Consider the following 21,252-nt stretch of genomic DNA (forward strand, 5'->3'; position numbering starts at 1 on the left):
TATGTCTAGTCACAATTTGAGCCAGCAACCCACATTAGCGCGTTTATTGACTTATTTCTCCGAACACAAGTTTTTGTTATGTTTGGCTTTCTTATCGACCATTATCTTTAGTGCTGTCGATGCAGGTATGGTGTATTTGATCAAGCCACTTATCGATAATGGTTTGGCTCAGGCCAATGGCCAGGTGCTGAAAATAGGGGCTTTATTTGTAGTGGTCATCTTCTTTATAAGAGGTATTGCTAGCTTTGTTTCGAATTATAGCTTGGCTTATATCAGTAGTAAGATCACTTATAAGATCAGGGAGCAAGCTTTTGAACATTTGCAATTTTTGCCAATGAGTTATTTGCAAGAGCACAGTTCGGGTCAGATCATAGCCAAGTTTACTTATGATGCAGAGCAAGTGGCAAAAGCCATGGCGGAAACTATGTTGGTGTGCTTGCGAGAATCACTGATAATCTTAGTGCTGATCGCTATTATGTTTTACACTAGTTGGCAACTGTCTTTGATTTTCTTTGTTATTGCTCCTGCTATTGCTTTTGTGATTACTCGCGTCTCTCGCCGTTTCAAAGATATTAGTAAAATATTGCAAGACGCTATGGGTGAAGTGACTCGACAATGCGAGCAAAGTGTAGCCAATCATAGAGAAGTCTTAGCCTTGTCCACCCAAGCACAAGAACTGCAAAGGTTCGATACGGTCAATAATCACAACCGTCAGCAAACGATGAAATTAGCGTCAGCTTCTGCCATGTGCAACCCGATTGTTCAGTTGATAGCTTCTTTGGCTATGGCTATAGTTTTTTACCTAGCCAGTGTTGAAGGCATAGTCGAGAGTTTGAGTGCAGGGAGCTTTACCGCCACATTGGTGGCTATGGGGTCTTTGTTGAGACCGCTTAAACAGCTCACGAATATTAATCAGAACCTACAAAGGGGATTGGCAGCGGCACAAAGCTTGTTTCAATTTTTAGATCTGCCTAAGGAATGCGATAGAGGCGAGCAAAACATAGAGTTTCAGCATGAATTACAGTTAAAAAATGTCAATTTTTGTTACCCTCAAAGTACACAAACTGTACTCAAAGAAGTGAGTTTTACTCTGAGAAAAGGCAAGAAACTGGCGATTGTCGGCGAATCAGGCAGTGGTAAAAGCAGTTTGCTGAACCTGTTATTGCGCTTTTATCGAGCTGAGCAGAGACCGGATTCCTTTATTACCCTTGATGGTACTGAGCTGCAACAAATTTCACTGCAAAATTTGCGTAAACAATTTTCTTTGGTATCACAACAGATAGTGCTATTTGATGACTCGATTGCAGCTAATATTCGCTATGGCTGTGAGACAAACGTTTCACCTGAACAAATTGAAGCCGCTGCCAAGGCCGCTCATGTGTGGGATTTTGCTCAACAGATGGCTATGGGTTTAAATAGTCCTGTAGGGGAAAATGGCAACTTGTTATCTGGTGGTCAAAAACAGCGAATAGCCATTGCCAGAGCTATTCTCAAAGATGCGCCAATTTTATTACTGGATGAGGCTACCTCAGCTCTAGATAGTAAATCAGAAGCACAAATACAGCGTGCATTAGAACAATTGCAAAAAAACAAAACTAGCATAGTTATCGCCCATAGGTTAAGCACTATACGTGATGCTGACCAGATCCTAGTGATGAGCCGAGGCGAAGTGGTTGAGCGGGGTCAGCACAGCCAGCTTATTGCGAACAAAGGTAATTATTATCAATTATATCTACAACAAATCCTGTCTAAAGAGGAAGCATAATGCGTACTTTGTTACATCAACTCATTAGCCATCAAGCGAGTATTTTGCCGGAGTTGCCAGCTCTAGGTTGTAAAGAAGTATGGCTGTCTTATGCTCAACTTCAGCAGCGAGTAGAGCAAGTGACTCAAGCTTTGTTGAGTTGTGGTTTACAAACTCAACAAAGGGTAGCCATTTATTTGCCTAAAGAGATAGAAGCCGTACTCGCCATGTTTGCTACGAGTTGTGCCAGAGGGATCTTTGTACCTATAAACCCAGTGTTAAAAGCAGCACAAGTGACCCATATTCTAAAGGACAGCGAAACCAGTATTCTGATTACTAACTTGTCTAGATGGCGTACTTTAGCAGAGCAGAAACCTACGTCGGTTGAGCTAGTTGTAGTACTTGATTTACCCGAACATGAACAAACTGACAGAGTGATAACTTGGCAGGCTTTTATGGCTTCAGGAAAAAATCAAGCGCTGCCGGTCGGGTTGGAAACGGACTTAGCCGCTATTTTGTATACCTCTGGTAGTACAGGGAAGCCAAAAGGAGTGGTTCTATCTCAACGCAATATGGTACTAGGAGCAGCGAGTGTTGCGCAGTATTTGGATAGCCGAACTACAGATAGAATGTTAGCTGCGTTACCACTGAGTTTTGATTATGGTTTTAGCCAGTTGTCTATTGCCTTCACAGTTGGTGCGAGTTGTTACATGATGGAGTTACTGTTTCCTCAAGATATTATTTTGGCGGTTGAGCGAGAGCGAATAAACTGTTTGGCCTTAGTCCCCCCTATGTGGATAAAACTTGCTAGAGTACAATGGCCTGAGAAGGTAGCCAAGCAGATTCGATATTTCACTAACTCGGGTGGCGCTATGCCTATACCGGTGCTACAACAACTTCAACAGCAATTGCCCGAAGCTGAACCTTACATGATGTACGGGTTGACTGAAGCATTTCGTTCTTGTTACTTGCCACCCAAAGATATTTCCAGCAAACCAGGCTCTTTCGGCAAGGCTATTCCCAACGTAGAATTGCGTGTAATTAATGAGTTTGGCGCAGAGTGTCGGGCTAATGAAGCTGGTGAACTCGTTCATTTTGGTCCTTTAGTAAGTCAAGGTTATTGGAATGACAAAGAAAAAACGTTAGAGCGATTTAAACCTGTACCTGCCACTTTGCCTATACTGAGGCAGCAAGTCGGTGTTTGGTCTGGTGATATTGTTACAAGGGATGAAGAAGGTTACTTTTATTTTGTCGGCCGCAACGACGAAATGATCAAAACCTCAGGTTATCGAGTTAGCCCAACAGAGTTGGAAGAAGTTATATACCAATCTGGTTTGACTCTAGAAGCTGTGGTACTTGGAGTTCCCCATCCTGAGTTAGGGCAAGGTATCGTATTATTGGTTGTGTTGGATCCGAGCAAAGCGACTTGTGTCTCTCTAATTCAAAACCTATGCCGATCACAGTTGCCTAATTACATGCAGCCTAAGTCTGTGATCGCCTTAGATACATTGCCGCGCAACGGCAATGGCAAGATAGATCGTAAAGCCTTATTGAGTCAATATCAACAACACTTTGCAATTAAGGAGGGAAGCTATGAGTGAATTTGACCGCTTGTCTAGACTAACTCAAACTAATAATCAATTGTTAATGGCGGGTAAGACTGTCGAACAAATCAAACAAATAGCACCTTGCTTCCCTTGTTATGTATACGAAAGGGAAGCAATTACCCGCCAGATAAATTATGTAAAACAGCATTTACCTCGTCAGGTTAAGTTACATTACGCGATAAAAGCGAACCCCATGCCAGCTCTGGTTTGTCATATAGCCCAATATGTAGATGGTCTCGATGTGGCATCTCATCGGGAAATGATGTTGGCTTTGTCTACCGGTATGTCCGCTGATAAGATAAGCTTTGCTGGGCCTGCAAAGTCGCAACAAGAGCTAGCCGCTGCCATTGCAGCAGGTGTTGTGCTTCACGTTGAATCGGTGACTGAGTTACAGCGAATTGCTCTATGTGCCGAAGTCATGGCGACTTGTGCTAAAGTGGCAATACGAGTTAATCCGGACTTTACCTTGAAAGGTGCGGGCATGAAAATGTCCGGCGGTGCGAAGCCTTTTGGTATAGATGCTGAACTATGTGCCCAAGTAATACGTCAATTTAATAATGATCTTATTGAAGTGATCGGGCTGCATATTTTTAGCGGTTCGCAAACGCTTAGTGAAGAACACCTCAGTTCAATGCAACGGCAAACCTTAGCTCTCGCGGTAAAAATATGCACTGAAGCCGAATTGATACCTAAGCAAATTAACATAGGTGGAGGATTCGGTATCCCTTATTTTTCCAGAGAAACCGCGCTAGACCTCCCTCTTATTTGTCAAGCTTTGCAGTGCCATTTAGCGACACTGCCAGAGTGTTTAGCGGAAGTTGAGATTCACTTGGAGTTGGGGCGTTACTTGGTCGCAGAAGCGGGGACTTACTTGTGTGAAGTGACAGATAAAAAAATATCTAGAGGGCAAACGTTTTTGATGACAAATGGTGGGATGCATCACCATTTAGCGAACTCTGGAAACTTTGGTCAAGTAGTGAGGAAAAACTATCCTGTGATCCTTGCCAATCGCGTTGAGTGCAGTGATGTTGAACAAGTGGAAATTTGCGGCCCTTTATGCACGCCCTTGGATATAGTAGCGGCAAAAGTAACTTTGCCGAAAGCTGAAATAGGCGATGTAATTGCAGTTCTACAATCCGGTGCCTATGGTGCTAGTGCAAGCCCATGCAACTTCTTGAGCCACCCTGAAGTGACGGAGCTTTTACTTTAATCCAGCAAAGGTGACAAAAATATAAAAAGAGCACTATTCATTAAGAGTATGGCTCTTTTTATTTGTGGCAAACTCCGAATAAACTTAATAAGGTAAATTCTCTATAACTGTAGCGAGTGAAAAGTGGTCATTGAGATTGGATAAATATCGTTGTTAATTTTCTCTTTACGGCATATCCATGAATATAAGAGGAGCGCATATTATTCTTTTTAACTTTACTTTAAAGTTTTAAAAACTTTTTGATAGTAATACGTTAGGTAATTTGTTAAAAACTATAAAAGGTAGATAATTGAGCGTTGCACCGGAAGAAATATGCGCAATGAGCGCACTATTAAATGTTATATGCTTCAATAAGTCTGAGCATTACTCAAGCAAGGAGAGAGTATTTTGACATTAGATGGATATAGAAAAGAATTTGAACAATCTTCAAACAGATCTATTTCAATGCCGGTTGCTGGACTCTGTAACTAAATCTGTGTAACTGCCTATTATTAATCCTTAAAAAGGGTTTAGGATAGGCAATGATGAATAAGAAAGAACTGGAAGCGTTTGCTAAGCAAGCTGCTAAATCAATTAAGTCAGAAGCAGATTTAACTGACTTTCGTAAAATGTTAACCAAGGTGACGGTTGAAGCAGCACTCAATGCTGAATTAGACGAACACCTTGGTTATGCTCGTCATGAGCAGTCTGAGCAACAAAATTCCCGAAATGGTTATTCAGCTAAAACCATTCGAACCGAAGATGGTAAAGTTGAATTAGATACACCTCGTGACCGAGATGCTAGCTTTGAGCCGCAACTGGTTAAAAAGAACCAAACTCGCTTTACGTCAATGGACGACAAGATTTTGTATCTATATTCCAAAGGCATGACGACCCGTGAAATCGTTTCTACGTTCAAAGAAATGTATGACGCTGATGTATCACCAACACTGATTTCTCGTGTCACAGATGCCGTTATCGCTCACGTCGTAGAATGGCAAGCTAGGCCACTTGATGCTGTTTACCCAATCGTCTATCTCGACTGTTTAGTTGTTAAGGTTCGCCAAGATAAGCAAGTCATCAATAAGGCCATTTACTTAGCCTTAGGCGTTAATATAGAAGGCCACAAAGAACTGCTTGGCATGTGGATATCAGAGAACGAAGGCGCTAAGTTCTGGCTAAACGTGCTAACAGAACTTCAAAACCGTGGCGTTAAAGATATCCTTATCGCCTGTGTTGACGGCCTTAAAGGCTTCCCTGATGCAATTAATACCGTTTATCCTGATACGCAAATTCAGCTCTGTATCGTACATATGGTGCGTAATTCATTGAAGTTCGTGCCGTGGAAAGACTACAAGGCCATCACGGCTGATTTAAAGCGCATATACCAATCGGTAACTTAAGACGAAGCCTTAATGGCTTTAGAACAGTTCGAGCAACGCTGGGATAGCAAGTACCCTAATATATCTCGCTCATGGCGCAATAATTGGCAAAACGTCAGCACCTTATTTAATTACCCCGAAGATATTAGAAAAGCTATTTACACTACCAATGCCATTGAATCGCTGAACTCAGTTATCCGTAAAGCCATCAAAAAGCGTAAGCTGTTCCCGCATGATGACTCGGCTAAAAAGGTCGTTTACTTGGCTATTGAGCAGGCATCAAAAAAATGGACGATGCCGATAAGAAATTGGAAATCGGCCTTAAATCGATTTATGATTGAATTCGAAGACCGATTAAAAGATGTTATTTAAAACTGGCAGTTACACAAAATGTGTTACAGGGTCGGTTGCTGGAGCCATTATTTGGGGTTTAGTTTAGTTGACTCTATTCCGTTTAAAGTGCTTGTTAGCTTACCTTTACTCCCATATCAATAAATACTCTTTTATGATCATCACTCAAACCGCAATACTCATCTATTTCTTCAATACCAAGTTGAAATAGTCTCTCGATATCTTTTGCATAAGTGAAATCAAGAAATTCTAGCTTCTTTAAATTTACCATTATTTCTACACCTGAAAATGACTTGATTGCAAACTCATTTCCTTCTCCATCCAAATTAGGCATAATTAGGTGATGAGTTTTACAACACTCCCCAGAGAGAAGAGTAATTTTTTCAAATTGTTTCTCAGTTATATTAATTGCAAGTAACTGCTTTTCTATCTCAGGAATACAATCAAACCATTCATACTTTGGATTCTCTCCGAATACCAACTTATCCAAGTTTTGTTCATCAATAGCATCTATTTGTTTTTTTATTTCATTATCATCATAGTACAAACTACCTAGAGCTAATAATTTCAAATTGTTATCCATGTAAAACAACCTCCTTGTAAGCTAACGCCGCGTTAAGTGGTGAACAACGCGACCACCAAATCTAAACCAATGTACCGTAGACACTAAAGCTGATTCAAACCAAAAATGCCAAGCGTTGTGACCCCATCTTAACCGCTTTGTTAAGCAGCTTTTCTCTGGTCTCGGATATAGACATCAACGATACCAGAACCAGGATCCCTACGATCTACCTCAAATAACTCTGTGGCTTCAATTAACTGAGTTAGTGTATTGAAACCATAGTTTTTTGGACTAAAGTCTGGATACTGTCGCTTGATTAAGCTTCCACAAGTAGCTAGCAGTGACCAACCATTTTCATCTTGATATTCACTTGCCGCTCCGCGGAGAGTATTTACAAGTTTGGTATCACCTCTTAACTTGTTACGTAATTCCCTAGACTCGGGCTTTTTGAGTATCACTGTACTTTGCATTGAGGTTTCTTCTTTAATCGCATAACGATCTTTCAATACTTCGGTATAAATAAAGTCATCACATGCATTTCTAAATGCAATTGGCGTTTTCTTTTCACCAACACCAAATACATAAATCTCAGATTCCTTTAACCTAGATGCAAGTTTAGTGAAATCACTGTCACTACTAATTAAGGCAAAGGCATCATACTTATCAGAATAAAGTAAATCCATCGCATCAATAATCATTGCAGCATCAGATGAGTTTTTGCCTTGTGTATAGGAAAATTGTTGAATTGGATTTATAGCAAGTTCGTTTAGTGGTTGCTTCCAGTTTTTCAAACAGCCGGAGCTCCAGTCCGCATAAGCTTTTTTAACTAATATATGTCCATGCTTAGAAAGCTCTTTTAGTACATAATCTAAAACGGCATATTGCGCGTTTTCAGCATCAATGAGAACCGCTATCTTCTTTTCTGAATTTATATCTATCAACTAAATTATCTCCATATTCTGCCTGATGCCTAACATTTTAGTATTTATGCAACACGCAGTTTGTGTTGCATAATCGCTTGTTGGACTGAGTCACTATCTGTTCGGTGTGTCAGAGTTGGTGTTGTTTATGCTATAGGAGTTTGCTTTTTGGAGACTATCACTTTTCTAGCTAATTTAATCAGCTTAGCTAGTGTAATTTAAGCTTTCCCTGCATTGCTCAGCGCTTATTATGTATTCATTAAATCTAAATTTTTCTAAATACGCAATTATATTTTCACGCACACAGAGGCTGCTACCTAACTACTCAGTCGTTCTATTTTGGGTAACTTCCGTAGTTCGTTCAAATTCGACTCTAGAGCATCTGCTCTGAATTGTCTTGGGACAGAAATGAGTTAATCTGGAAAGGATGCTTATGGAACAATGCCGACTTTCACTTCTAAATGAAAAATACTCAAAAAAGCGATAGAAAACTTATTGCATACACACGTCAAAGCTATAAAGCCAATAAGAATAAAAAAAGAGTAAAGCGTTCACTTTACTCTTTCAAATACTTCAATATCTTGTTAACTCGCAACTCGCAACTCGCAACTCGCAACTCGCAACTCGCAACTCGCAACTCGCAACTTACTTCAATCTAATCGACGTTGCTTCAATCTCGATCAAACCTTGCTTAAACAAACCGCCAATGGCTTTTTTGTAGTTTGCTTTACTGGTAGAGAAAGTCTTTTTAATTGCCTCTGGGTCTGACTTATCACCTAGGTGAAGTACGCCGCCTTCGGTTTTTAATTTAGCTAAGATTTTTTCGCCTAAGTCGTTCACTTTGCCCATGCCTGGCTTTTCAAGTAGTACATCAATTTTACCGTCTTCACGTACTTTTTGAATAAAGCCTTTTAAGCGTTGGCCAACAAATAGCTTTTTAAATACGGTGTTGTAGTAAACCACACCAATATGGGCTTCGTTTACGAGTACTTTGTAACCTAGGTCTGTTTTACCGGCAACGATTAGATCAACTTCTTCCATTACAGAGTAAGTTGGTTCATCTTTCGATAAAAACTTATTAAAGTTGCTCGATGCACAAATACGTTGGCTGGCATTATCGAGATATAAACGTACAAGATACGAAAAGCCGTCTTTCATTTTTGGCTTTTGTTCGTTGTATGGCGCAAGTACGTCTTTTTCGAGACCCCAATCCAAAAACGCACCGGTGCTGTTGATTGCTTTAACACGTAGTAGGGCAAATTCGCCCACTTCAGCTAAAGGTTTTTTTGTTGTGCCGGTTGGGTGACCTGCGTGATCTAAGTAAATGAATACTTGCACGCTGTCGCCAGCTTCTAGTTCGTAATCAATTTCTTTGCTTGGTAAGAATACTTCGCCTAAATCACGGCCATCTAAATAAGCACCTTCGTTAGACATTTCGTTAACGAAAAGGGTTTGTGTGGTTCCTAAAATACTCATTGTTATTCCTGTTCTGGCTTTTTCTTACGGCGCATTGGAGCAAAACCATCTATATCAATTGGTGCTTGAATAGGGGCTTTTGGCTTTTTAGGGGCTGCTTTGCGTTTTGGTTTTGCAGGTTTAGCAGCCACTTTTGTCTCTGCTTTTTTCCAAACTGTGTTTGGTTTTTTCTCACGCAAACCTTTAAATTTACCAACAAGGCCGTCAACGGTGAAAAAGCTTAATTCATCATTTAAAAATGCTTTAATTGCTTTGTAGCTTGGCCAATCTTTCGGGCCCACTAACGAAATAGCAGTTCCTTTAAAGCCCGCGCGACCAGTACGACCAATACGGTGCACATATTCTTCAGCATGTTTTGGTAGGTCAAAGTTAATTACGTGGGTCACGCTCAATAAATCAAGACCACGTGATGCAACATCGGTGGTGATCAAAATCTTAAAGTTTTCACGACTAAAGGCGTCCATGATTTCAAGGCGCTTGGCCTGAGTTAAGTCACCCGCAAGCGCTTGCGCTTTGTAGCCTTTATCGTTTAACAGCTGGCTTAAACGCTGAGTGTCGGCACGTGTTGCGGTGAAAATAATGCATTGGCCAACATTGTCTTGTTTTACAAAGTGCTCAAGTAGGGCTTCTTTGTGATCTAGATGATCAGCTAAATAAAGCTGCTGAGTAATGTCACTATGTTGCTCGTTCGAAGCACTTAACAGAATTTGTTTTGGTGAACGCAATAAGTTACGTGACAGAGCATCAACTTGTGCATGGTCAAGGGTTGCTGAAAACAATAATGTTTGGCGTAAACGGTGATCAGCAAGTTCGTTAATCATTTTAACTTGTTCGGTAAAGCCTAAATCTAAAATACGGTCAGCTTCATCAAAAATTAAAAGCTCTAAGCCTGAAAGCTGTAATGAGCGTTGACTTATATGGTCAGCTAAGCGACCCGGAGTACCCACCACAAAATGTGGGTCTTTACGAAGCGCTTTAATTTGGTCATTAAAGTTTTCGCCACCCAGTACTTTTACAGCACTGATATTTGTACCAGCAATTAATAACCTTAATTGGCTATACACTTGGGTTGCTAATTCGCGGGTAGGCGCAACGATTAAAACGCGAGGGTCGCGTTTACTGAGTGCTTTTTGTTTCATCACACGCTGTACAGCAGGTAATAAAAACGCCAGCGTCTTGCCCGATCCTGTTTTTGACTGTGCAAAAATATCATGGCCTGCGATAGCTGTTGGTACCGCGTGAGCTTGAATGTCAGTGGGCTGGGTGATGCCTTGATGCGCAAGTTGTTTTTCGAGGCGTGTATCAATCCCAAGTTCAGTAAAGTGCAATGCGTAATCTCCGATGAGCAAAATTTGTAAATCCTGTTCATTATAACGCACTTGACTCACTTGGAGACAGTAAAAACACAGCTATTTCGCATCAGTTTTTGCAATTATCGCTAATTCGCGTAAAATACGCGCCCTCAATGCGCCGGATTTGCGATTCGGTTAACGCCCCATATGGGCATTTAAAGCAAAAGGTAAAACCATGACTGCTGTTCATAAAGACAATGTAACTAGCGAGCACTTCGTTGTTTGCGCACTTTACAAATTTGTAGCCCTTCCTGATTTTGAAGCTATTCGCCAACCACTACTAAAAGTAATGGAAGACAATGAAGTACGCGGTACTTTGTTACTTGCGGCTGAAGGTATCAACGGTACTGTTTCTGCTAAACGTGAAGGTATCGATAACCTACTTGCATGGTTAGATTCACAACCAAACCTAGACAACATCGTGACTAAAGAGTCATACGATGATGAATGCCCGTTCTACCGTACTAAGGTAAAACTGAAAAAAGAAATCGTAACTATGGGTGTTGAAGGTATCGATCCACGTGAAGTAGTGGGTACATACGTAAAGCCAGCTGAATGGAATGCATTAATTTCAGACCCTGAAGTGATTCTTATCGATACGCGTAACGATTACGAAATCGAGATCGGTACTTTCCAAAATGCGGTTGATCCAAACACTAAAACATTCCGTGAATTCCCTGCGTGGGCGAAAGAAAACCTAGACCCAGAAAAGCACAAGAAAGTTGCTATGTTCTGTACCGGTGGTATTCGCTGTGAAAAATCAACTGCGTACATGAAAGAGCAAGGCTTTGACGAAGTATTCCACCTTGAAGGCGGTATTCTTAAGTATTTAGAAGAAGTACCAAAAGAAGAAACCATGTGGGAAGGTGAGTGTTTTGTATTCGATAACCGTGTTGCGGTAAATCACGACTTACAAAAGGGTTCTTACGACCAATGTCACGCGTGTCGTATGCCTATTACTGAAGAAGAAAAGCAAAAGCCTGAATACATGGAAGGTGTATCGTGTCATCACTGTCACGACAGCCTAACAGAAGAGCAACGTGCACGTTTTGCTGAGCGTCAAAAGCAAATCGAATTAGCACAAGCACGTGGCGAAGGCCACATCGGTAACGAAGCGCAAGAAGTTCTTCGTAAGCGTAAAGAAGCTAAAAAAGCGCAAAAAGAAGCACAGCGCCAACAGTAATTCTTAGCTTTATGAATTGATAGAAACCTCAGCATTGTCTGGGGTTTTTTTATGCCTGTCCGTTTTTGCTACATACAGTTTTTTACACATCTTAAACAGTCTCTAACTGATGTTAGGAATACTATCTAACTTAAGCTTTTATACTGATGGGATGAGAATAGAATGAATAAATTACTGCTAGGTTTACTATTTTTAGGTGGCTGCGCGACACAAGGGGTAGATAGAGCCGACCAAAATGTGATGATTAAACGCTTTTATGCAAAAGTGACATCGGTTCAGCCGGTTAAGTTATCATCCAACGTTAAAACGGGTATAGCAGCAGGCTCTACAATTGGTTTTGTTGATCAGTTAGATGGCAACCACGAAGAGATGATTGCAGGGGCAGTTGCAGGGGCACTTGTTGGCGGCCTAGTAACAGCTATATCTGAAGGAAGTAATGATGCTTTTGAGTATTCATTAAGGTCAGCACAAGAAGGCAGTTTTACACTAATTCAAAAGGAACAAATAACTGATCAATCTGATTGTGTGGAGGTAACCATTGCAAGCGAAACACACATAAAAGAGGTCGATTCAACATATTGTCGTTTCTAAATAGTAAACATAGGCGGTGTATTCGTTTATTTCACCTTGGCTAATTGTTTGTTAAACGAAGTCAGCTTTTTATTGATCACAAAGCTGTTACACTTCGTAACAATTAAAACGATTCTTATTTAGGTGAAATTTTGACAATTGGCAAATTACATACATGGACTTTAATTGCCTGTATTAGTTGTGTTTCCGTCGCTGAGGCGGCTAATGTAGTTGTAGAATCAGTGTCTGTTGAAAAGTCTAAACAACAGATAAAAGCCGTGGGTAATGCTGAAGCGATTCACTCAGTTATTCTTTACCCAGCCGTTGGAGACAGAGTCACTGCTGTTTACTTTAAACCAGGCGATAACGTTGCCAAAGGTGACTTACTATTAGAGCTTGATTCCCGTAGACAAAAAGCAGCGTTGATCGAAGCTGAAATTACTTTAAAAGATGCTGAGCGTACCATGAAAAGGCTTGAAGAAAGCCACGCCCGTGGTGCGGTACCGCAAAGTGATTTAGATGATGCGAAAACGCTTTATGAGCTAGCAAAAGTCCAGTTAATGCAAGCCAAAACAGAGCGTGAAGACCGCGAAGTTCGCGCTCCTTTTAGTGGTGTTATGGGTTTAACTGACGTCGAAGTAGGCGACAGGATCACAACCCAAACAGCCATTGCCACTATCGATGATATTTCTGAGCTTTATATCAATTTTAATGCCCCAGAGGCCGCTATCTCAGTGCTTAAGCAAAAATCTTCGGTCGAAGTGGTGCCTTGGTTAGGCGATAAAGCTTACACGGCTAAGGTGGCAGAGCTTGATTCGCGTATTAATGCGCAAACCCGCACTCTTAGAACTAAAGCCAAACTTGATAATAATGCCCAGCAATTTATGCCGGGTATGAGCTTTCGTGTGCACATAAATATTCTAGGTGAAGAGCTTGCCGTAGTACCCGAAGCTGCCATGATGTGGGGCGCAGCAGGCCCTTACGTATGGAAGAGCGTCGATAAAAAAGCAACTCGCGTTGATGTTAAAATTGAGCAGCGTTTAGCTGGGCGTTTGTTAGTCTCTGGTGGCTTAAATGAAGGCGATTTATTGGTGACAGAAGGAGTTCAGCGCCTAAGACCTAATCAAGAGCTTAATTTCATCAATGAAGTGCAGCTAGCCAAGGAGTAATGATGAAACAGCAACCTATGATGGAAGACTTACCATCAATGGCGATACGTCGCCCTGTTTTAATTGTGGTACTTAACTTACTCATTATTATCGCCGGTATTGCTGCAATAGCAGGGGTTGAAGTACGAGAGCTTCCTGATGTCGATAGACCACGCATTACTGTATCAGCGTCTTTTCCGGGTGGCTCACCAGAAACTGTAGATACCGAAGTAACCAGTAAGCTTGAAGGGGCGGTTGCTAGGGTCAGTGGTGTAAAGTCGATTCGTGCGCAAAGTGAAGAAAACAATGCTCGTATCGTGGTTGAGTTTCGCCCCGGTGTTAATCTAGATGATGCTGCAAACGAAACACGTGAATCGGTGGCCCGTGTACAGCGGGAACTACCCGAAGAAGTAGAGCGGGTATCAATTATCAAGGCCGATAACGATGCCGAAGCGGTAGTATCGTTAACAGTATCAAGTGATAGCTTATCCCTTGAGGCACTGACAGAGCGTGTTGATGTTGACTTAGCCCCGCAGTTTTTGACCATTCCAGGGGTTGCCGATGTACGCTTAAATGGCGACCGTGAACGGGTGCTTAGAGTGCGTATCGACCCACTTAAGCTAAGCAGCTTTAACCTTACCGTACCAGATATTGCCGATGTACTTCGTCAGGCTCCCTTTGATGTGCCTGCAGGTAGTTTAAAATCAAGCGATCAACAGGTGATTGTTCGTGCTGATGCAACATCAATTTCTGCTGAACAAGTAGCCGATATCATTGTACGAGACGATACCCGTATTGGCGATGTTGCTGCTGTTTACTTTGGCCCAGCTGATCCTCGTTCATTCGTAAGGCTTAATGGCACACCCGTGATTGGCATGGAAATAATTCGTCAGGCGCAATCTAATACCATTGAAATTTCTGATGAAGTGCTCACTTTAATCGAACGAATGCGAGTGCGTTTTCCTGAAATGGAATTTACTTTAACCTCTGATGATGCGCAGTTTATCAGAAGCTCAGTTGATGAAGTTATTAACTCACTGTTACTAACCGTGCTGTTAGTGGTGATCACACTGTGGGTGTTTATTGGCTCATGGCGCGCAACGCTTGTTCCTGCATTTGCGATACCTGTTGCATTAATTGGCTCTTTAGCACTTATTTGGGCGCTTGGTTTTTCAATTAATATTCTTACCTTACTTGCGTTAGTGTTAGCTACCGGCCTAATTGTAGATGATGCCATTGTGGTAAGTGAAAACATACAACGTCAGCGGGGCTTAGGTCTTGGTCGTCGTGCAGCTGCAGTGGTTGGTACTCGCGAGGTATTCTTTGCTGTTGTGGCAACTACCGCCGTATTGGCTGCGGTGTTTGTGCCTATTGCTTTTTTACCATCAACAGCAGGGCGACTATTTAGAGAGTTTGGTGGTGTACTTGCGGGTGCTGTGATCATCTCAAGTTTTGTAGCTTTGTCTTTGGTACCTGCACTGACATCAAAACTTAAATTAAAGCAGGGTGGTTTTCATCCATTTGCGAAAGTTGGCCATGTTTTAGCCGCTGTTTATAAGCGTACAATACATGGTGTACTTGAGCATGCATGGCTCACCTTCTTTGCGTGTTTGTTGGTCGCTGCAGGCTCTGGTGCACTGTATTTCAATTTAGATAACGAGCTATTACCGACTGAAGATCGCGGTAAAATTCGTATTTTTGCCCGTGGTCCTGATGGTGTTGGTCTGAACTTTATGGACAGGCAAGCGGTGCAAATGGAAGATATCTTACTGCCTTATGTTGAAAGTGGTGATATTGAGTCTATTTACACAGTGGTTGGGCAATGGGATCCAAATATTGTATTTATTACCGTGCCTCTAAAGCATTGGGACGAACGTCATTTTAGTCAGCAAGAAATTATCAATAAAATACGTGAACCTTTAGGTAATATTCCTGGTGCGGCAGGTTACCCTGGTGGTTCAAATAGTTTGAACTTGCGTGGTCAAGGCGGTGGTATTGAGCTTGCTTTATTGGGGCAAGACTACCTCGAGATATTTAAAGCCGCGCAAGATTTCTCTGCTGAAATTGAAAAAGCAGTACCAGAAGTGGCGCCTGTGCGTATTTCATATCAGCCGTCACAGCCACAATTACGGGTAAATATTGATAGACGTCGTGCTGAAGAGCTTGGCGTATCGCTTAGTGATATATCAGTGACACTACGTGCTGCAATTAATGGTGATGATATTGCCGATTTAAACATTGGTGATCAATCAATCCCGATTATGCTGCAAGCACAAAATCAAACTATCACTAACCCAAGTGACTTAGCTAACTTGTATGTTGGTGGCCGTAATGGTCAATTAGTACCACTGAGCAGTGTGGCAACGATTACAGAAGAAGGTGTTGCAGCTGAGCTTGAGCGCCATGCACAACGCCGAGCTATTGAACTGAGTATGGAAATGCCAGAAGGCGTAACTATTGCTGAGCTGGTTACAAAAATCCGTGATATTTCAGAGCAATCTCTGCCTGCTGGCATCAGTTTAGCGTTTAAAGGTGAGGCATTAACCTTTGAAGAAACTGCCAATGAAGTATTAGTGACCTATGTTCTGGCTTTTTTAATTGTACTACTGGTTTTGGCAGCGCAATTTGAAAGTGTAAATAGTGCAATTGTGGTGATGATCACTGTACCGTTTGGTATTACATCTGCGATTTTGGCACTGTATCTAACAGGTACATCATTAAACATTTACTCGCAAATTGGTTTAGTAATGCTGATTGGTTTGATTGCTAAAAATGCGATATTGCTGGTGGAATTTGCTGACCAATTACGCGACCAAGGACGCTCGGTTAGAGTTGCGGTAGAAGAGGCTGCACTAGTTCGTCTTCGCCCTATTGCGATGACGCTAGTTTCAACTTTATTGGGTGCATTACCACTTATTTTATCTACCGGCGCGGGGGCAGAGGCTCGTAACGCGATTGGTTGGGTGGTATTTGGCGGTTTAGCACTTGCGGTGTTATTTACTCTATATTTAACGCCTGTTATTTACCTTGGTTTAGCTCGCTTTACTAAACCAAGGGGAGATGAGTCGAAACTTCTGGCTGAAGAGTTAGAAAAGGCTTAATCCTACTTAATTGGCTATTTTTTCTTTGAAAAAATAGCCAATTACCCTCACAATTAAATCAAATGGTTTAATCTAGGTACGCGTATGCAAGCCGAACATGTCGATATTGCCCAATTTCTTGCTGATCATGCCCCTTTTGATGATCTTCCTGAAGAGGCGGTAAATAAACTCGCTGCACAAATCGAAATCGCTTATTTTCGCGCAGGCACTGAAATATTAAATTATGGCGAAGATATCGCTGATTTATATGTCATACGCAGTGGTGCTGTTGAAATGTATCGCCGTGATGGTGATTTATACAACCGTTTAACTATCGGTGGTATTTTTGGTTCAATGGGCCTTCTTATGAACCGTAAAGTGCGGTTTCCGGCCAAGGCGCTTGAGGATACCTTAGTTTATTGCATCAATGTTAAGTTGTTTAACGAGTTTTGTGATGAGTACGAAGCGTTCGCAGATTTCTTTGAAGCCGATGGTAATGTGCGCCTGCACCAGGCAATTGTTGAACAAGCAGACAGCAACGATTTAACAACTGCTAAGGTTAAGTCGCTTCTTCATCGAGATGTTGTTACTGTGGCAAAAGATGCTTCTGTTCAAATGGTTGCGCAACTAATGACGCAAGAGTCGGTATCGTCTGTACTGGTCACTGATGCGGATAAACCTATTAGTGATGATCCTGATGATGACGACGGCCAAGTTGTTGGTATTATTACCGACCGTGACTTACGTACCAGTGTTATAGCTGAAGGTTTAAGTTACGAAGCGCCAGCAGCGCAAATTATGCAAAAAGACCTATTACTGCTTGATAGCAATGCCTATGTGTTTGAAGCCGTGCTGGCAATGCTCAGAGATAATATTCACCACCTACCTGTTGTTGTTAAGAAAAAACCCATTGGCGTAATTTCTTTATCGGATATTTTACGTTACGAATCGCAAAGTAGCTTATTGTTAGTGCGCGGTATTTTAGCTCAACAATCGATTGAAGATTTAGCTCACTATGCAAGGCAATTACCTAATGTATTTGTTCGTATGGTTAACGAAGACGCTAACTCTCACATGATTGGTACTGCAATGGCTGTTATAGGCCGAACCTTCAAACAACGTTTACTTGATTTAGCTGAAGAAAAGTTTGGCCCGCCGCCAGTTCCTTATTGCTTTATCGCTTTAGGCTCTATGGCTCGTGATGAGCAATTAATTGTGACCGACCAAGATAACGCCATTATCCTTGATAATAGTTTTAACGAGGAATTACATGACGAGTATTTCCAAAATTTGGCTGACTTTGTCTGTGATGGTTTAGCTGAGTGCGGCTATAAATACTGTGAAGGTGAAATTATGGCGTCATTTAAAAAGTGGCGTTTAACACGTGAGCAGTGGAAAGAGCAATTTGCAGGTTGGATGGCCGAACCTAAACCACAGGCTTTATTACACAGCTCGATCTTTTTTGATTTAGACGGTGTATACGGTAGAAATAAATGGGCCGAGGAGCTCAAGCGTTTTATCGCAACACAAGGGCGCAAGAATAAACGCTTCTTAGCTAACCTCGCCGCTAACGCACGTAACAGAACACCGCCTTTAGGTTTCTTTAAAGACTTTGTGTTAGAGCATAATGGTCAACACAAGCGCTCTATGAACTTAAAACGCCGCGGTACAGCGCCTTTATCTGACGTAATACGCGTGCACGCATTAGCGATAGGTAGCCGTAAACAAAATTCTTTCGAGCGTTTAGAGGATATTATCGAAGCTAAATTACTCCCTGAAGGCAAAGCACAAGATTTACGAGATGCCCTAGAGTACATTGCTATGATCAGGATAAGACACCAAGCATGGCAAATAGAAAAGCTTGATGAAACGCCAGATAACGACTTAGAGCCTCATTTACTTTCTCCTTTTGAGCAGCGTAATCTCAAAGAAGCGTTTGCCATTTTAGATAAAGCGCAGAATTTCCTTAAATTCAGATATTCAGCCAACACAGGGATGAAGTAATGGCAAAACGAGGCGCAAAACTTGATTGGCCAACTCGATATCAGCAGTTATTAGCACAGAGCAAACAGCCGCTAATTCAAGCGTTTTATGAATCAGCTCTTTGTGATTTAAACATGCCAATTAGCGATGTTCCCTTCGTTGCGCTTGATTTTGAGACAACCGGTCTAAACTATCAAAGTGACGATATAGTCAGTGTTGGTTTAATCCCATTCAATACTAAGCGTATTTTTTGTAAAGATAGTCAACATTGGATTGTTCAACCAAGGCGTAAGCTTGCTGAAGAGTCGATTGTTATTCATGGTATAACTCACTCAGAAGTGAGTGATGCACCAGACTTTTCAACAATTATGGAGCCATTGTTAGCAGCATTAAAAGGCAAAATTATTGTGGTGCATTTTGCACCCATTGAAAGGCATTTTTTATATCAAGCGTTGCAAGCACGCTTAGGCGAAGGGCTTGAATTTGCCGTTATAGACACGTTAGATCTGGAAACTCGTGCTCTTAGAGCAAAGCAAGGGTTACTAGGGCGTTTATTTAACTCTAAGCTTGATTCTGTGCGCTTAGCAGACTCTCGTATTCGTTATTCGTTACCTGCGTACCAAAACCACAATGCACTGAATGATGCCACAGCCACCGCTGAGCTGCTACAAGCGCAAATAGCTTACCACTACCGCCAAGATACACCGCTAAGCGAATTACTCATATAGCGTGCTTAACAGCACAGATTTTATGACGAGTAATTTAAATTAAATGAGCAAAGCTTATAAATAAAAAACGCCGCAAATGCGGCGTTTTTATTATTTAACGGCAAGTTTAGTTTCTTGGTTCTGTTCGTAAGCCAAGGATTAAACTCACACACATTAATAGCAATACAAAGGTAAACGGTAAGCCCGTAGATACGGCGCCGGCTTGTAATGCTTCGATAGCTTGTGTGCCACCAATCCAAACAAGTGCAGCTGCAATAGCGCCCTCGATTGTAGCCCAGAAAATACGTTGTGGTACTGGTGCATCAACTTTACCACCGGCAGTGATAGAGTCGATTACTAATGACCCTGAGTCTGATGAAGTAATAAAGAATACGAGTACTAGCACAATTGCAATGAATGAAAGCACTTGAGACATTGGTAGGGCTTCAAACATTTGGAACATAGCAAGTGGTACATCAGTTAAGCCTTTTTCACCTAGTACACCTACTTTATTAATAACTTGCTCAATAGCGATACCACCATAAATTGACATCCAGAAGATAGTCACAACAGTAGGAACTAGTAATACAGCAATTAAGAACTCACGGATTGTGCGGCCTTCAGATACGCGCGCAATGAACATCCCTACAAACGGTGACCATGAAATCCACCAAGCCCAGTAGAATACAGTCCAGCCATGCATCCATGTTTCATCTTCACGGCCATGTGGGTTACTTAGTGGAATAATGTTTTCAACATAACCCATTACTGTATTAGGTAGGTTGCCAAAGGCTGCAGAAAAACCAACAAGTGCAACAAATACAAGTAATACAAAAGCAATAAGCATGTTTACGTTACTAAGTAGTTTTACACCGCCGTCGATACCGCGAACAACAGAAATAACAGCAAGTAATGTTACACCTACAATAACGCCAATTTGTAAGCCAATTCCGCTATCAGTACCAAATACATGGTTAATACCTGCAGCAGCTTGTTGTGCACCTAAACCAAGAGAAGTGGCAAGGCCGAATAGGGTGGCAAGTACAGCGAGAATATCAATAAGGTGGCCTGGCCAGCCCCATGCTTTGTCACCTAAAATTGGGTAAAAAATCGAACGAATTGATAACGGCAGGCCTTTGTTATAGCAAAAGAATGCGAGTGAAAGCGAAACAACGGCGTAAATTGCCCAAGGGTGTAAACCCCAATGGAACATAGTTGCACCCATTGCCATTTTGGCAGCTTCCGGCGTGTTTGCTTCAACACCGAGAGGTGTTTCGTACCAGCCTGTAAAGTAAGCTACAGGTTCTGCTACGCCCCAGAACATTAAGCCTATACCCATACCTGCAGCAAATAACATTGCTAACCAAGAAATACGAGAGTGAGTTGGACGCGCTTCTTTACCACCAAGGCGGATATTACCGTATGGTGAAACAATTAACGCTAAGCAAAACAATACGAATAAGTTTGCTGACCACATAAAAAAGCCATCAAAGTTATTAATAATGTCGTTCTTAATACCATTTAGGGTTGTTTTTGCTGTTTCAGCATCTGAAATTAGTGTTGCCACTAAGAATAGGGCAATTAAACCAGCACTAATGCCAAATACAGGGTTATGCACATCAAAACCCCATTTTTGTACATTGTCCTGACCGACGGTGTAGTCGGTATTGTCGATACTGTACTTATCATGATGTTCGCTCATGAATACCTCTTGTTGTAGTTATATCTAGCAGAAAGCTAAACGGCCGGATGGCACAAGCTCGGCTAACACTCTTTTTACGTATGAAACTTAAAATTAGTTTGTAGACGAACTAAATTTGTACCAAAGTCTAGTCTTTAGTGTAGGAGTTCGAAAAAAAATGTAAATGCTTTTGTCCCTAAACAGCCGAATAAATGCAGTTTTTTACGTTTTTTGTTGGAATTGTGAACAAATTGGGTCGGGAAAGGAATAATTTGATGACAGTATTATTTCAAAGCAAATTATTTCAATTGAGAGGA

The 21,252-nt window shown here is 41.6% G+C and carries 14 protein-coding genes and 1 pseudogene; 10 read left to right on the forward strand and 5 right to left on the reverse strand.

All coding sequences use genetic code 11. From position 1 onward, the window contains the following. Position 1 precedes the first annotated feature (1 nt). The 4 genes and pseudogenes from msbA (at position 2) to KQP93_RS08365 (ending at position 6,294) form a co-directional block, all read left to right on the forward strand. Positions 2-1,765 carry a lipid A export permease/ATP-binding protein MsbA gene (msbA, locus tag KQP93_RS08350; RefSeq protein ID WP_217876640.1) on the forward strand — a complete coding sequence of 588 codons (1,764 nt, stop codon included), beginning with the start codon at positions 2-4 and terminating at the stop codon, positions 1,763-1,765. Next, entirely contained in the window at positions 1,765-3,345 is a 1,581-nt protein-coding gene (locus KQP93_RS08355; RefSeq protein ID WP_217876641.1) for an acyl-CoA ligase (AMP-forming), exosortase A system-associated, read from the forward strand. Before msbA ends, KQP93_RS08355 begins: the two co-directional genes overlap by 1 nt. Then, positions 3,338-4,561: a pyridoxal-dependent decarboxylase, exosortase A system-associated gene (locus KQP93_RS08360; RefSeq protein WP_217876642.1), complete on the forward strand. Its 1,224-nt coding sequence runs from the start codon at positions 3,338-3,340 to the stop codon at positions 4,559-4,561. The genes KQP93_RS08355 and KQP93_RS08360 overlap by 8 nt, the downstream gene beginning before the upstream one ends. Positions 4,562-5,085: 524 nt before the next feature. After that, a pseudogene (locus KQP93_RS08365) lies at positions 5,086-6,294 on the forward strand (IS256 family transposase). A gap of 94 nt (positions 6,295-6,388) precedes the next feature. On the opposite strand, the gene KQP93_RS08370 reads toward KQP93_RS08365, so the two are convergent. From KQP93_RS08370 to KQP93_RS08385, 4 genes are all read right to left on the reverse strand, one after another. Further along, entirely contained in the window at positions 6,389-6,856 is a 468-nt protein-coding gene (locus tag KQP93_RS08370) for a DUF6892 domain-containing protein (protein ID WP_217876643.1), read from the reverse strand. 140 nt (positions 6,857-6,996) lie between these two features. Beyond that, positions 6,997-7,776, reverse strand: coding sequence for an NYN domain-containing protein (locus tag KQP93_RS08375; RefSeq protein WP_217876644.1), 780 nt, complete (start codon positions 7,774-7,776; stop codon positions 6,997-6,999). Between the two features lie 624 nt (positions 7,777-8,400). Beyond that, positions 8,401-9,231: a CvfB family protein gene (locus tag KQP93_RS08380; protein WP_217876645.1), complete on the reverse strand. Its 831-nt coding sequence runs from the start codon at positions 9,229-9,231 to the stop codon at positions 8,401-8,403. A gap of 2 nt (positions 9,232-9,233) precedes the next feature. Further along, positions 9,234-10,559 carry a DEAD/DEAH box helicase gene (locus KQP93_RS08385; protein WP_217876765.1) on the reverse strand — a complete coding sequence of 442 codons (1,326 nt, stop codon included), beginning with the start codon at positions 10,557-10,559 and terminating at the stop codon, positions 9,234-9,236. Positions 10,560-10,758: 199 nt separating this feature from the next. On the opposite strand from KQP93_RS08385, the gene trhO reads away from it, so the two are divergent. The 6 genes from trhO (at position 10,759) to KQP93_RS08415 (ending at position 19,275) form a co-directional block, all read left to right on the forward strand. After that, positions 10,759-11,766, forward strand: coding sequence for an oxygen-dependent tRNA uridine(34) hydroxylase TrhO (gene trhO, locus KQP93_RS08390; protein WP_054561544.1), 1,008 nt, complete (start codon positions 10,759-10,761; stop codon positions 11,764-11,766). Positions 11,767-11,928: 162 nt separating this feature from the next. Then, entirely contained in the window at positions 11,929-12,357 is a 429-nt protein-coding gene (locus KQP93_RS08395; protein ID WP_217876646.1) for a hypothetical protein, read from the forward strand. Between the two features lie 131 nt (positions 12,358-12,488). Then, positions 12,489-13,505 carry an efflux RND transporter periplasmic adaptor subunit gene (locus KQP93_RS08400; RefSeq protein ID WP_217876647.1) on the forward strand — a complete coding sequence of 339 codons (1,017 nt, stop codon included), beginning with the start codon at positions 12,489-12,491 and terminating at the stop codon, positions 13,503-13,505. Positions 13,506-13,507: 2 nt separating this feature from the next. Further along, positions 13,508-16,585, forward strand: coding sequence for an efflux RND transporter permease subunit (locus KQP93_RS08405; RefSeq protein ID WP_217876648.1), 3,078 nt, complete (start codon positions 13,508-13,510; stop codon positions 16,583-16,585). 84 nt (positions 16,586-16,669) lie between these two features. Then, on the forward strand, positions 16,670-18,568 hold the full coding sequence (locus tag KQP93_RS08410) for a DUF294 nucleotidyltransferase-like domain-containing protein (protein ID WP_217876649.1): 1,899 nt from the start codon (positions 16,670-16,672) through the stop codon (positions 18,566-18,568). Continuing rightward, positions 18,568-19,275 carry a 3'-5' exonuclease gene (locus KQP93_RS08415; RefSeq protein ID WP_217876650.1) on the forward strand — a complete coding sequence of 236 codons (708 nt, stop codon included), beginning with the start codon at positions 18,568-18,570 and terminating at the stop codon, positions 19,273-19,275. Before KQP93_RS08410 ends, KQP93_RS08415 begins: the two co-directional genes overlap by 1 nt. 106 nt (positions 19,276-19,381) lie before the next feature. On the opposite strand, the gene KQP93_RS08420 is transcribed toward KQP93_RS08415, so the two are convergent. Further along, a complete protein-coding gene (locus KQP93_RS08420; RefSeq protein WP_217876651.1) occupies positions 19,382-20,956 on the reverse strand; it encodes a BCCT family transporter in 1,575 nt (524 codons plus the stop codon). Between the last annotated feature and the right edge of the window lie 296 nt (positions 20,957-21,252).

Source organism: Pseudoalteromonas shioyasakiensis, assembly GCF_019134595.1.
GTDB lineage: Bacteria > Pseudomonadota > Gammaproteobacteria > Enterobacterales > Alteromonadaceae > Pseudoalteromonas > Pseudoalteromonas shioyasakiensis_A.